The organism is uncultured Roseobacter sp. (genome assembly GCF_947492555.1).
Lineage (GTDB): Bacteria > Pseudomonadota > Alphaproteobacteria > Rhodobacterales > Rhodobacteraceae > Roseobacter.
In genome coordinates this window covers 445,361-457,889 of record NZ_CANLNE010000001.1, presented here as the reverse complement: position 1 = coordinate 457,889, position 12,529 = coordinate 445,361, and the positions used below count along the sequence as shown (strand labels likewise).

13 protein-coding genes are annotated in these 12,529 nt (G+C 60.7%); 8 read left to right on the top strand and 5 right to left on the bottom strand.

The annotated features are described in order from the left end of the window. Positions 1-29 precede the first annotated feature (29 nt). The 4 genes from Q1A07_RS02140 to Q1A07_RS02125 form a co-directional block, all read right to left on the bottom strand. Positions 30-461: a universal stress protein gene (locus Q1A07_RS02140; protein WP_299777395.1), complete on the bottom strand. Its 432-nt coding sequence runs from the start codon at positions 459-461 to the stop codon at positions 30-32. Next, complete coding sequence (locus tag Q1A07_RS02135) at positions 458-3,073, bottom strand: TRAP transporter permease (protein ID WP_299777393.1); 2,616 nt, start codon at positions 3,071-3,073, stop codon at positions 458-460. Before Q1A07_RS02135 ends, Q1A07_RS02140 begins: the two co-directional genes overlap by 4 nt. A 117-nt stretch (positions 3,074-3,190) precedes the next feature. Continuing rightward, positions 3,191-4,141: a TAXI family TRAP transporter solute-binding subunit gene (locus Q1A07_RS02130; protein ID WP_299779113.1), complete on the bottom strand. Its 951-nt coding sequence runs from the start codon at positions 4,139-4,141 to the stop codon at positions 3,191-3,193. A gap of 52 nt (positions 4,142-4,193) precedes the next feature. After that, entirely contained in the window at positions 4,194-5,057 is an 864-nt protein-coding gene (locus Q1A07_RS02125; RefSeq protein ID WP_299777391.1) for a MurR/RpiR family transcriptional regulator, read from the bottom strand. A 113-nt stretch (positions 5,058-5,170) separates the two neighbouring features. On the opposite strand from Q1A07_RS02125, the gene Q1A07_RS02120 reads away from it, so the two are divergent. Next, on the top strand, positions 5,171-6,487 hold the full coding sequence (locus tag Q1A07_RS02120) for an aspartate aminotransferase family protein (protein ID WP_299777389.1): 1,317 nt from the start codon (positions 5,171-5,173) through the stop codon (positions 6,485-6,487). A 6-nt stretch (positions 6,488-6,493) separates the two neighbouring features. Here Q1A07_RS02120 and Q1A07_RS02115 read toward each other — a convergent pair whose 3' ends face one another. Next, positions 6,494-7,282 (bottom strand): nitroreductase family protein, encoded by a 789-nt coding sequence (locus Q1A07_RS02115; protein WP_299777387.1) that lies wholly within the window; start codon positions 7,280-7,282, stop codon positions 6,494-6,496. Positions 7,283-7,376: 94 nt separating this feature from the next. Between Q1A07_RS02115 and Q1A07_RS02110 the strand changes: the two genes are divergently transcribed. From Q1A07_RS02110 to Q1A07_RS02080, 7 genes are read left to right on the top strand one after another with little or no spacing between them, the layout of a single operon-like run. Then, positions 7,377-8,135: a 2Fe-2S iron-sulfur cluster-binding protein gene (locus Q1A07_RS02110; protein WP_299777385.1), complete on the top strand. Its 759-nt coding sequence runs from the start codon at positions 7,377-7,379 to the stop codon at positions 8,133-8,135. A gap of 3 nt (positions 8,136-8,138) precedes the next feature. Further along, positions 8,139-8,483, top strand: a complete 345-nt coding sequence (locus tag Q1A07_RS02105) for a succinate dehydrogenase (RefSeq protein ID WP_299777383.1) — start codon at positions 8,139-8,141, stop codon at positions 8,481-8,483. Next, a complete protein-coding gene (gene sdhC, locus Q1A07_RS02100; RefSeq protein ID WP_299777381.1) occupies positions 8,480-8,818 on the top strand; it encodes a succinate dehydrogenase, cytochrome b556 subunit in 339 nt (112 codons plus the stop codon). Before Q1A07_RS02105 ends, sdhC begins: the two co-directional genes overlap by 4 nt. A 3-nt stretch (positions 8,819-8,821) precedes the next feature. Next, a complete protein-coding gene (locus tag Q1A07_RS02095) occupies positions 8,822-10,579 on the top strand; it encodes an FAD-binding protein (protein WP_299777379.1) in 1,758 nt (585 codons plus the stop codon). Then, positions 10,576-10,905, top strand: coding sequence for a hypothetical protein (locus tag Q1A07_RS02090; protein WP_299777377.1), 330 nt, complete (start codon positions 10,576-10,578; stop codon positions 10,903-10,905). Before Q1A07_RS02095 ends, Q1A07_RS02090 begins: the two co-directional genes overlap by 4 nt. Further along, the gene (locus Q1A07_RS02085; RefSeq protein ID WP_299777375.1) at positions 10,902-11,858 is read left to right on the top strand and encodes a fumarate hydratase; all 957 of its coding nucleotides are present in this window, start codon (positions 10,902-10,904) and stop codon (positions 11,856-11,858) included. The genes Q1A07_RS02090 and Q1A07_RS02085 overlap by 4 nt, the downstream gene beginning before the upstream one ends. Continuing rightward, entirely contained in the window at positions 11,855-12,523 is a 669-nt protein-coding gene (locus Q1A07_RS02080) for a fumarate hydratase C-terminal domain-containing protein (protein WP_299777373.1), read from the top strand. The genes Q1A07_RS02085 and Q1A07_RS02080 overlap by 4 nt, the downstream gene beginning before the upstream one ends. Positions 12,524-12,529 lie beyond the last annotated feature (6 nt).

Here is a 12,529-nt window from a genome sequence, read left to right as displayed (position 1 = left end):
GCGTTTTAGAGGTCAAAAAGAAGGAGCAATCAGCGGACGACGTGCACGCTGCAATTGGAGTGCCGGACAACACGGGCCGCGTTCGGACCCAGCAGGTAATCCTTGAAGTCCGGCTTGTGGGCGCCGATCACGATCAGCCCGCAATCCGTCTCCCGCGCCACATGCAGGATTTCCTCATAGGCGTTCCCGGTTGCCACCACATGGCGCACCATCGCATCCACATCCGCGCCAATGCTGGCGGTGATTTCGTCACTCAGCATTTGACGCGCCTCGGCGACCGCCTTTTCGTGGTGGTCGGCCTCGAAGAAACTGCCGACGATGCTTTCGCCGAAATCGGGCACAACCGTCATCACGTCGAGCGATGCGCCGTCGAGGTCGGCGAGCTTTTTAGCCACGCGCAGAACCTCCGCGTCCTGGCCCTTGTGGCTGACATCAATCGCGCAGAGAACTGAACGGCTCATGCGGTGACTCCTTCCTGTTTTTCTTCTTTACCCACACGGCCGCGTTGCAGCAGGACGATCAGCCCGAGGAACAACAGGGCCGGCAGGAACACTAGCTCCTTTGGCATCTGATCCGCCGGGGCCTTCACGGCTTTGACGGTCACGAATTCGTCGCCGTAGAAGTCATAGCCCTGGAAGGTTTCCGCATAGGGTGTGCCAAAGAGCGGCTCTTCCAAGGCGATTTCATCACCCTCTTCAACGGTCAGCAGGCCGTAGGCTTCCATCCGGGTGCCTTCAGCTTCTTCACCGATGGGCACCAGCAGCGTGGTTTCCTTGGTCTCGCCGGTATCGAAGTCGGGGCCGCTGACGATCACCCGGAATTCACGACCCACGGGCGCGCTCTCCACCTTCTCGGCAAAGTTGGCCGGGGCGATATCCTCAAACGGAGGCTGCAGGCGGTCCATGAAGAAATCCGGACGGAAGAGCATAAAGGCGATGAAGATCAGCGCTATGCTCTCATAGATCCGGTTGCGGGTCAGGAAATAGCCCATGGTGCCAGCGGTGAAGACGAGGATGGCGATGGTGGCCGTTATGAACACCAGTATGCCCTGTGCCCATCCCACATCGATCAACAACAAATCCGTGTTGAAGATGAAGACGAAAGGCAGGGCAACCGTGCGCAGGCTGTAGAAAAACGCTACAAAGCCCGTGCGGATTGCATCGCCACCTGAGACCGCGGCGGCGGCGAAACTGGCAAGGCCCACGGGGGGCGTCACATCTGCCATGATCCCGAAATAAAACACAAAGAGGTGCACGGCGATCAGCGGCACGATGAGGCCGGACTGCGCGCCCAGCTCTACCACAACACCCGCCATCAGCGACGAGACCACGATGTAATTCGCCGTCGTGGGCAGGCCCATGCCGAGGATGAGGCTGAGAAGCCCCACCATGATCAGCATCAGGATCAGGTTGCCGCCTGAGAGGAACTCAACCAGGTCGGCCATGACCTGACCGACACCCGTTAGCGTCACCGTGCCGACGATGACACCGGCGGTTGCGGTGGCAAGGCCGATGCCGATCATATTACGTGCGCCGTCGATCAGGCCCTGCAGCAGGTCGACCACGCCGTCCTTGAAGGCGTTGGCCATGTTGTTTTCACCGCGGAAGATCGACTTGAGCGGTTTCTGTGTCAGCAGGATCACGAAGAGCAGCGAGGTGGCCCAGAAGGCCGAAAGGCCGGGGGATTTCTGCTCGATCATCAGGAAGTAGACCAGCACAATGATCGGCAGCAGGAAGTAGAGACCGGCCTTGTAGATCTCGCCCACAACAGGCAGTTCGATCTCTTCTGCATTGGGGTCATCCGGCTGCAGATCGGGCACCTTGGCGGCCAGCGCCAGCAGTGCGACATAGGCAAGGAAGACCAGCGCCGACAACAGCAAGCCCGAGTTGGGCAGCAGCGCCGTGATCCATTTCACCGGATACTGCACACCGTAGCAGAGCAGCGCAAAACCGACGAAGAAAGCCGCCATGCCGCCGATGGTCTTGCCCATCGAGACCACGCGGTTACCCAGCGTTGGCATGTTGTTCTTCACCGCTTCCAGATGCACGATATAGACCAGCGCGATGTAGGAAATCGTTGCGGGCAGGAAGGCGTGGGTAATGACCTCGACGTAAGAGATGCCCACGTATTCCACCATCAGGAAGGCTGCGGCCCCCATCACCGGTGGCATGATCTGGCCGTTCACGGAAGAGGCCACCTCGACCGCGCCGCCCTTCTCGGAGGAGAAGCCCACGCGTTTCATCAGCGGGATGGTAAAGGTGCCGGTGGTCACAACATTGGCGATAGAGGAGCCCGAGATCAGGCCGGTGGCGGCAGAGCCGACCACGGCGGCCTTCGCCGGACCACCGCGCAGGTGTCCCAGCGCGCCAAAAGCCATCTTGATGAAGTAGTTGCCCGCGCCCGCCTTATCGAGCAGCGCGCCGAAGAGCACGAAGAGGAAGACGAATTTCGTTGAGACCCCGAGCGCGATGCCAAAGACCCCCTCGGAGGTGATCCACATATGGCTCATCGCCTTTTGCAAGCTCGCGCCTTTCCATCGGATCACATCGGGCACAGCGGTTGAGGATCCAAAGAACACATAGAGCAGAAAGATCGTGGCGATGATCGCCATGGCGGGGCCAAGCGCGCGGCGGGCGCCTTCGAAGAGGATGATCAGGCCAACCAGTGCGAACCACTTGTCGGTGTCATCGGCGAGGCCACCTGAATTCACGATCTTGTCGTAAAAAATATAGCCATAGAGCGCTATGAACGTGCCAGCGAGCGCGAGCACCCAATCCTGGATCGGGATGTAGTGACGCGGGCTGGATTTCAGCGCCGGATAGGCCATGAAGGCCAGGAAAATGGCAAAACCCAGATGGATCTGGCGCGAGTTGTTGATCACCGATCCGGGCAACAGTTGATTGGACAGTGGCGAGGCCAGCATCACCTGAAACAGGGACCAGACGATTGCGACAATCGCCAGAAAAGTGCCGACGGACCCGGCCGGATTACGGGCCCCTGCGTCCGACGAGGAGACGAGGTCCTGAAGTTCTTCTTCGGTCAGCGCGCGGCCGCCGCTTGTCTTATCTGCCATTTAACTGTCTCCCTGACGTGCCGCGTTATTTTTGGATGCGGCTTTTTGTCGTTTTGTGTGCCCTTTGGCGGGCTTCAAGGGGCGGCGGACCGCCCCTCGCGTTGGCATGGGGTGGGTTTACTCAACCCAGCCTTTTTCCTTGTAGTATTTCGCAGCACCGGGGTGCAGCGGCGCGGACAGGCCAGCTGTTGCCATTTCTTCCGCTGTCAGGTTAGCAAAGGCCGGGTGCAGCTTCTTGAAGTCTTCGAAGTTGTCAAAGACAGCCGAAACAACCGCATAGACCGCATCCTCGGACACGCTTGCGGAGGTCACGAAGGTTGCGCCCACGCCGAAGGTGGCCACGTCACCATCGGTGCCACGATACATGCCGCCGGGGATCTTGGCGGAGCGGTAGTAGGAATTGTCGCCGATCAGCGCGTCGATCTCGGCACCTGAAACTTCAACCAGCACGGAATCGCAGGCGGTTGTGGCTTCCTGGATGGAGCCCGAGGGGTGACCCACGGTGTAGATCATCGCATCGATCTGGTTGTCGCAAAGCGCTGCCGATTGCTCGGCCGCCTTCAGTTCGGACGCCAGCGCCAGATCGGATGTGCTCCAGCCCATCTTCTCCATCACCACTTCCATGGTGCCACGCTGACCGGAGCCGGGGTTGCCGATATTGACCCGCTTGCCTTTCAGATCGGCAAAGCTGGTGATGCCGGCATCGGCACGCGCCACCACTGTGAAGGGCTCCGGGTGCACGGAGAACACGGCACGCAGGTCTTCAAACGGCCCTTGCTCCTCAAAGCGCGAGGTGCCTTTGTAGGCGTGGTACTGCCAGTCGGATTGCGCGACACCGAACTCCAGCTCGCCCGCGCGGATGGTGTTGATGTTGTAGACCGACCCGCCGGTGGATTCGACCGAGCAGCGGATGCCGTGCTCTTTGCGGCCCTTGTTCACCAGACGGCAGATCGCGCCACCGGTGGGGTAGTAGACCCCCGTGACACCACCGGTACCGATGGTGATGAATTCCTCCGCCATGGCAACCGGCGCCGTCAACATCGCCAGCGCCGCACCGGCGGCGGTCATTTTCAATCCATTGAACATTTTTGTCTCCCTTATTTGGATTATGAGTCGTAGGTTAGCCGTCTGAAACTTCTTGTAAACGGCGGTTGTTCTGTTCCACCTCGGCAATGCGCTGCCGCGACGCCTCGCCCCCGATCCGTGCCAGAAGGCCCATCAGGGTTTCCACGAAGAAAAGCGATGCCGTGTAGGAGGAAAAGAAATGCGGTGTCTTGGAGGGGGTGATGAACCCGGCTGCTGCATATTTAAGCGCCGGGCAGGTGTGGGTGTCGGTGATGACCACCACAAAGCACCCGTTTTCGCGTGCCAGTTCCGCCGCCCGCGCGGCGCGGGGCGAAAAGGGGGATTGGGTGATGACGATCACCACGTCTTCGTCGGAGAGGCCCGCCAGACCCGCGCCCAGCGATGCGCCCATCCGCCCGGCCAGGCTCCAGTTGTCAAAAAGCAGGCCCGCCATATAGGTCAGATGTTCCGCGACACCGGTTGAGCTGAGCGCGCCGAACACCATGACCGTGCGGGCCGCGTGCAGTTTCTGCACCGTCTCCTCCAGCTGCGAGGCGGGCAGGCTGCCGGCGAGGGTCTCGATGTTGCGGACGCATGCGGCCGCAAAGCTTTCCGGGAAATCGACTTGACCTTCGCTCTGCAGGGTGGACAGCTGCTGCTCGCGCGGGGTGGCGCGGTTGACGCGACGCCCGATGGAGGTGCGCAAATCCCCCCGCAACGCACCGAAATCCTCATATCCCAGGGCCCGCGCAAGGCGGGAAAAGGACGCGGGCGCGATATCGCTTTGTTCGGCCACGGACCGCAGGGAGCGGGTCGCGATATCGATCTGGTTCTCGACAAGGTAATCCGCGGCCTGTTTCAGCTTGCCGCTGAGGTCGTCATAGCTCGCAGATATCCTGATATCGAGTGGTCCGTCCACGCAGGCTCCCCCAGCCGTCACGAATCCTCAGAAGAGGATTCATTTGTTTCAGCGCATTGTCAACGAAGGCTCCATATGTTTCACACTTGGCAGCGCAACAAGGGAGATTTCGAATGTCACATGTGTTTGCCCGGCACTCTAGGACCAATCTTCGGCGGGCGTCTATAGGTAAAGGCGCGTACCTCTATGATGCTGAAGGCAATGAATATTTTGACGGATCAGGCGGTGCGGCGGTGTCCTGCCTCGGGCATGGTGACCCGGATGTGATCGCAGCGATTCAGGCGCAGGTGGCGCAGCTGGCTTATGCGCACACAAGCTTCTTTACCTCTGATCCGGCGGAAGAACTGGCGGACCGGCTTGTGGAAGAAGCACCGGGTGATCTGGACAAGGTCTACTTCGTCTCCGGCGGTTCCGAGGCGGTGGAGGCGGCACTGAAACTGGCGCGTCAGTACTTTGTGGAAATCGGCCAGTCGGAACGGCGGCATTTCATTGCGCGGCGGCAGAGCTATCATGGAAACACCCTTGGCGCGCTGGCCACCGGCGGCAACGTCTGGCGCAAGCAGGCCTTTGCGCCGATCATGGTGGAGACCTCGCTGATCTCGCCCTGCTACGCCTATCGTGGCCAGCAGGAGGGTGAGAGCGCGTTTGACTACGGCCAACGGGTCGCCAACGAGTTGGAGGCGGAATTACTGCGTCTTGGGCCCGAGACGGTGATCGGATTCGTGGCCGAGCCGGTGGTGGGCGCCACACTTGGCGCGGTGCCGCCGGTCGAGGGCTACTTCAAACGTGTCCGGGAGATCTGCGATCAATATGGCATCCTGCTGATCTTGGATGAGGTCATGTGTGGCATGGGCCGCACCGGCAGCCTGTTCGCGCATGAACAGGAGGGGATCACCGCCGATATCGTGACCATCGCCAAGGGGCTTGGTGCGGGGTACCAGCCCATCGGAGCGATGATATGCACCGACAAAATCCATCAGGCCATTGCCGATGGATCGGGTTTTTTCCAGCACGGCCATACCTACATTGGTCACCCCACGGCTTGTGCGGCGGGCAATGCGGTGCTCAAGAAGCTGACCGGTGGTTTGGTTGAGCGCTGCGCGGTGATGGGGGAGAAATTGCAGTCCGCCCTGCAATCCGAGTTTGGCCAGCATCCGCATATCGGAGACATCCGCGGCCGCGGGCTGTTTCGGGGCCTGGAGATCGTCGAGGATCGGGCCAGCAAGACACCCTTCGACCCGGCGAAGGGCATCAACAAGCAGATCAAACAGACCGCCATGTCGAACGGGCTGGCCTGTTATCCCATGGGCGGCACCGTCGATGGCCAGACCGGCGATCACGTGCTGCTGGCACCGCCCTTCATCATCGAAGACGCCCATGTGGACGAGATCGTCACGAAATTGAAAAAGACTTTCGACGAGGTGTTGTGATCTGCGTCACTCCAGCGTGAAGCCGATGCTGCGGAGGAAGGCGGCAAAATCGGTGCGCTGGGGGGCGGCGTACATCTTCGCCTTGGCTTCGGACCATGCCGGACCGTTTTGCCCGGCCAGACGGCGGGTGTCGTAGGATTTGATGTCTGCCTCGGTGATATCCGAAAACCGGTCGCGATGGACGGTCTTGGTTAAGGGCAGACGGGCGCTGACGCCCGGTGCGGCACTGGGGTATCCCACGGCCATGCCCGCCACCGGAAAGACGTGATCCGGCAGGGCCAAAAGGTCTTTGACCCGCGGCAGGTGGTTGCGAATGGTGCTGATCGGGCAGCACCCCAGCCCCGCCGCCTCCGCTGCCGACATGAAGAAGGCGAGAGCAATTCCCGCATCGACACTGGCATTGAAAAACGCGTCCAGGTGATCGTTCGGGAAGGGTTGGTTGTGCATCATCTGCATTTGGCGCTGGCGTCGGTTGTTGGCCAGAAACACGACCATCGCCGGGGCATCGGCGATCCAGGCTTGCGCATCAAGCAGCGATTTCAGCGCCGCAAGCAGTGTCGGGTCAGTCACTATGAGAATGTCGCGCTGTTGCAAATCGCTTTTTGACGGCGCGCAAAGCGCCAATGCGCAAAGGGTGTCAAGTACGTCCGTATCAACCGTTTGACCGGTAAAACTGCGGCACGAACCGCGTGCGGCCAAGGCGTTTAACACCGGGATTTTGGCCAGAACCTCGGGGACCTCCGGCGTCTCGCCAAAGCGCTGTGTCAGGGCTGCAGAGAGCGCGGTTTCAGACATCGAAATACCCGCTAAAACAGTAAGAAATACTTACAAGAAACATAAGTACATATTCCTTCTCGTTAGTTATTCTGGCGGTTATACCATAGGCGCAATGAAACCGGTCACAAGTCAGGAAAGCGAATTGGACGGGCAAGGCGTCACTCTTGACGTCTCGGTCTGGCGTGGCACGTCCGAGGGCGGTGGCTATCAGCGTTTTGAGGTTCCGGCGCTGGAAAACCAGACGATCCTCGATGTGGTGTCGTGGATACAGCACTACGCGGATGCGACCCTGACCTACCGCTTTGCCTGCCGAGTGGGCATGTGCGGGTCCTGCGCGATGATGGTGAACGGGCAACCCCGCTGGACCTGCCGCACGCATGTCAAAAAGGTGCTGAAGGCCGGGGCGGTACAGATCGGGCCCCTAAGAAACCTTCCAGTGATCAAGGACTTGGCCGCGGATATGGATCCGTTTTTCGACAAGTGGGTGACCGCCGGAGGTGCCCATGCGCCGAGTGCCACGCGGGACGATCCCATCCCACCAGTCGATCCCCAAGACGCGATCCGCGTAGAGGCGAGCGCCGGAATAGAATGCATCAACTGTTCCATCTGCTATGCCGCCTGTGACACGGTGGCCGGCAATCCTGACTACCTCGGTCCGGCCGCACTGCAACGCGCCTGGACGCTGTTGAACGATGCAAAGCATGATGCGCACGACCAGATCTTGGATGCGGTGTCGGGAGTCGGAGGTTGCCACAACTGTCATTCGATGGGCAGTTGCACTGTCTTTTGCCCGAATGACCTCGACCCGATGTCCGCCATCGCCGGGTTGAAGCGGGAAACGGCGAAATCCTTCTTTCGGAGGCGCAAGTAAGCGATGCTGAATCTACGCCTCTACATGCTGCAGCGCATCACGGCCCTGATCATGGCGCCGCTGACCCTCGGGCACATCGCGGTGATGATCTACGCTGTGCAGGGCGGGCTGTCGGCGGAAGAGATTTTGGGTCGCACGCAAGGCTCCATCTTCTGGTTCTTGTTCTATGGCTCCTTCGTGCTGGTCGTCGCGACACATGCGGCCATCGGGCTCCGCGTGATAGCGCATGAGATGACCGGTTTGACGGGGCGCGCGCTGACCGGATTTACCTGGGGAACGGGGCTGTTGCTGCTGGCGATGGGCACACAGGCGCTGATTGCCGTGACCTGGCCCGCGGGGATGACATGAAACCCGCGCGCGCGCATCCACTCTGGCTGGCTTTCGTGCTGCACCGCGTGTCCGGGCTTGCGCTGGCGCTGTTTCTGCCATTGCATTTCTGGGTCTTGTCCTATGCGTTGACAGCACCTGAAAAACTCAACCAGTTTCTCAGCTTTGCCGAGCAACCGATTGTCAAAATTGCAGAATTCGGATTGATCTTTTTGCTGGCCGTTCATGTGTTCGGCGGCTTGCGCCTGATGGCAATGGAATGGTTGCCGTGGTCTGCACCGCAGAAATCGCTGGCCGCGGGTGCGGTGGGTATTGCGGTCCTGATCTCCGGCACGTTTTTCCTGCAGGTGGTGTGACCGATGGCGGGTAACATCGACCGACACGATACGGATATTCTGATCCTCGGCACCGGGGGCGCGGGGCTTTTCGCCGCGCTGCACGCACAGCAGGCCGCGCCCGAAGGCACAAAAATCACGATCGCGGTGAAAGGGCTGATCGGCAAATGCGGCTGCACGCGGATGGTGCAGGGCGGCTATAACGTGGCACTGGGCGGTGGCGACACGGTCGAGCGGCATTTCATGGACACGATTGAGGGTGGCAAATGGCTGCCCAATCAGGACATGGCCTGGCGGCTCTGCGAACAGGCGGTGGTGCGCATCCGAGAGCTGGAAAACGAGATCGGCTGTTTCTTTGACCGCAATCCCGACGGCACCCTGCACCAGAAAGCCTTTGCCGGGCAGACCGCTGACCGGACGGTGCACAAGGGCGACTTAACGGGCATCGAGATCATCAATCGCCTGATGGAGCAGGTGCTGAGCCGCCCTGTCGAAAAGCTGCAGGAACACCGGGCGGTGGGGTTGATCCCGACGAAGGACGGCAGTGCCTTGGCTGGTGTGCTGATGATCGACATGCGCACGGGGCGCTTTCGGTTTGTGCGCGCCAAGACGGTGCTGATGGCCACGGGCGGCGGCCCGACCATGTACAAATATCACACGCCCAGCGGTGATAAAACGATGGACGGTCTGGCCATGGCGCTGCGGGCTGGCTTGCCGCTGCGGGACATGGAGATGGTGCAATTCCACCCCACCGGGCTGCTGGCAGGAGAGCACAGCCGCATGACCGGCACTGTTCTCGAAGAAGGGCTGCGCGGCGCAGGTGGGCAGTTGCTGAATGCCTCCGGCCAACGGTTCATGTTTGACTACGATGGCAAGGGCGAAAGGGCGACCCGCGATGTGGTCAGCCGGGGCATCTACGCTGAAATGCGCAAGAGCAACGACCCCGATCAGGTGGGCATGTTCATTTCCATGTCTCACCTCGGGCCGGAGAATGTGCGCGCCAAGTTCAAAGGCATGGTAAAACGCTGCGAGGACAGCGGCTTTGATCTGGCGGGGGGGCTGGTCGAAGTGGTGCCGACCGCGCATTACTTCATGGGGGGCGTTGTTGTCGACGTTGAGACACGCACCGCTCTCGAAGGTCTCTATGTGGCGGGGGAGGATGCAGGCGGCGCCCATGGCTCCAACCGTCTGGGTGGCAACGGGGTGGCGAATTCCACCGTCTATGGTGGCATTGCTGGCGATACGATGGGTGTCGACATTCGCAGCATGACGACCCTGCGGGACCCGGATGAAGAGGTGCTGGCCGCTGAATACGCCCGGGCCACGCACCCGCTGTCGCGCGCACCCGATCTGGTGCAGCCGCTGCGCAACCGCTTGCAGGAAGCCATGTGGGACGATGTGGGCGTGATGCGCACGGCACAAGGGATGAGACGCGGGTTGGAGAGGATCAGCGCGATTGGTGAGGATCTGATGCAGGTCGGTGTGGCGGCGGAGAACCTGGCCTTCAATCTGACGTGGCACGACTGGCTGAACATGGCGAGCCTTTGCGAGGTTTCCGAGGTGATTGCGAAGGCCGGGCTTGCGCGGGAAAACTCCCGCGGCGCGCATTACCGCGAGGATTTCCCAGAGGCAGGCGCGATGGAGGCTTCCTACTTCACGGTTGCTCAGATGCAGGAGGGTAACGTGAACGTAACCCGGGAAGATATTGATTTCTCTATCGTTCGCCCCGGTGAGACGATCTTGCCAGCGGGTGAGCCCGAAACGCTGGTGGCGGCGCAATGAGCGAGGCCGTTGTCGCATTCCTTACGCTGGCGTGCAGCATCGTGCTGGCCTTTGTCACCGCCCGCATGTCCGCCCGGAACGATCTTGAGAAGCTACGCGAAGAGATGAAGCTGGATTATTCTGTCGAAGCCGCGATCCGGCATCTGCTGGAAAACCAGAGCTACCAGAAACGCAGCCTCAAGAAGATCAAGCACCACCTGCGCGGGTTCGAAAACGACGATGCGCTGCGCATGGCGTTGATCCGGGCGGGGGCGGTCGCGTTCTCCGGGTCCGGTGAGGATGAAATGTGGGGGCTGGTGTCGCGCAACCGGGAGGATTTCAGATGATTTCCATCGATCTCATTCAAAAGACGGCTGAAACCCTGATGGACAAGGCGGCAATCGAGATCCCTCAGGATTATCTCGACGGGCTGCGCGCTGCGGCGGCAACGGAAGATGGCGATCTTTCGTCCTTCGTTCTGCAGGCGATGCTGGAGAATTACGAGGCTGCGAAGGAAGACAGGCGCGCGATGTGTGGCGACACGGGCGTGCCGCGCTGGTTCGTGAAGATGGGCAATGACGCGCGGATCGAAGGCGGCCCCATTGCGTTGGAGGCCGCCCTACGTCGGGCCACGGCCAATGCGACAACGGGCGTGCCTTTACGGCCCAACCGGGTGCACCCGCTCTGGCGTACGGATCACAACAACAACGTCGGCATCGGCGCGCCGGAGATTGAATACGGGTTCGAGCCGGAAGGGGAGTGGATTGATCTGATCACTGTACACAAGGGCGGGCTTTTCGGCACGGATTACCGGATGCTGTTTCCGTCTGACGGCATTCAGGGGATCAAGCGGTTCTACCTCGACAGTCTCGTCGCCTTCGGCAAACGCGGGCTCGCGTGCCAACCCGCGATCATCGGCATCGGACTCGGGGGATCGAAAGACACCTGCATGGTGCTGGGCAAGCGCGCCTCGGTCCTGCGCACGGTGGGCAGCAGGAACTCCGATCCGAAGATTGCGGCGATGGAGGATGAGTTCAAGGAACTGGGCAATTCAATCGGTATGGGGGCGATGGGATTTGTTGGTAAAAACATGGTGATAGACTGCAATATTGAAGTCGGATATTGCCACACTGGCGGTATGCAGATGTCTGTGCATGCGTTCTGCCTGTCGTCGCGCCGGGCCGTTGCACGTGTTTTTCCCGATGGCCGCGTCGAGCATCGCACAGACCCCGATTGGTTTACCGACTATCAGCGCCGCGAGACCATAGACTGGGAACCGGCGCGGGAGGCTGCAGAATGAAAATCCGCGAGGTCACGCTGTCCACGACGCCAACCCCAGAGGCCATTGCTGATCTGCGTCTGGGCGATATCGTCTACCTTGATGGGTTGATCTACACCGCGCGCGAAGGTGTTTATATGCGCGCGCTGGAGGACAAGGCCAACATTCCCATGGAACTGCCCTCGCAAAGTGCCGCGAATTTCCATTGCTCTCCCGCCGCAGTGATCCGAGAGGATGGATCATTCGATCTGGGGGCTGTCACGGCGACAGCCAGTTTTCGCTTTGCCAAGTGGTTGCCGGAATGGATGGCCAAGACCGGTGCCCGGCTGATCATCGGCAAGGGGGGCATGTCGTCCAAGGATTACAAGGAATACTTCGTGCCCAACGGGGCGGTCTATCTGTCCACGGTTGGGTACGGCACCGGCGCGCTGCTGGGGCGCGGGGTGGAGACGGTAGAGGCGGTGCATTGGCATGAGGAGCTGGGCATCGCCCAGGCGATGTGGGTGATCCGGGCGCGGCGTATGGGCCCGTTCATCGTGGCCTCAAACCTTGACGGCGACTGCCTGTTCGAGCGCGAGAATGCCAAGATCGTGCAAAATCTCGATAAGGTCTATGAAGGCACGCGGCCCGCCGTGCTCAAGCGCTACGGCGAGACGGACGACCGGTCTGACGAGGTGATCGGTTAGCTCCGC

Bases quoted from the DNA above. Each gene is read 5' to 3' on its own strand.
- Q1A07_RS02130 (WP_299779113.1), bottom strand. From the start codon at position 4,141: ATGACCGCCGCCGGTGCGGCGCTGGCGATGTTGACGGCGCCGGTTGCC.
- Q1A07_RS02120 (WP_299777389.1), top strand. From the start codon at position 5,171: ATGTCACATGTGTTTGCCCGGCACTCTAGGACCAATCTTCGGCGGGCG.
- sdhC (WP_299777381.1), top strand. From the start codon at position 8,480: ATGAAACCCGCGCGCGCGCATCCACTCTGGCTGGCTTTCGTGCTGCAC.
- Q1A07_RS02135 (WP_299777393.1), bottom strand. From the start codon at position 3,073: ATGGCAGATAAGACAAGCGGCGGCCGCGCGCTGACCGAAGAAGAACTT.
- Q1A07_RS02105 (WP_299777383.1), top strand. From the start codon at position 8,139: ATGCTGAATCTACGCCTCTACATGCTGCAGCGCATCACGGCCCTGATC.
- Q1A07_RS02080 (WP_299777373.1), top strand. From the start codon at position 11,855: ATGAAAATCCGCGAGGTCACGCTGTCCACGACGCCAACCCCAGAGGCC.
- Q1A07_RS02140 (WP_299777395.1), bottom strand. From the start codon at position 461: ATGAGCCGTTCAGTTCTCTGCGCGATTGATGTCAGCCACAAGGGCCAG.
- Q1A07_RS02115 (WP_299777387.1), bottom strand. From the start codon at position 7,282: ATGTCTGAAACCGCGCTCTCTGCAGCCCTGACACAGCGCTTTGGCGAG.
- Q1A07_RS02095 (WP_299777379.1), top strand. From the start codon at position 8,822: ATGGCGGGTAACATCGACCGACACGATACGGATATTCTGATCCTCGGC.
- Q1A07_RS02110 (WP_299777385.1), top strand. From the start codon at position 7,377: ATGAAACCGGTCACAAGTCAGGAAAGCGAATTGGACGGGCAAGGCGTC.
- Q1A07_RS02085 (WP_299777375.1), top strand. From the start codon at position 10,902: ATGATTTCCATCGATCTCATTCAAAAGACGGCTGAAACCCTGATGGAC.
- Q1A07_RS02090 (WP_299777377.1), top strand. From the start codon at position 10,576: ATGAGCGAGGCCGTTGTCGCATTCCTTACGCTGGCGTGCAGCATCGTG.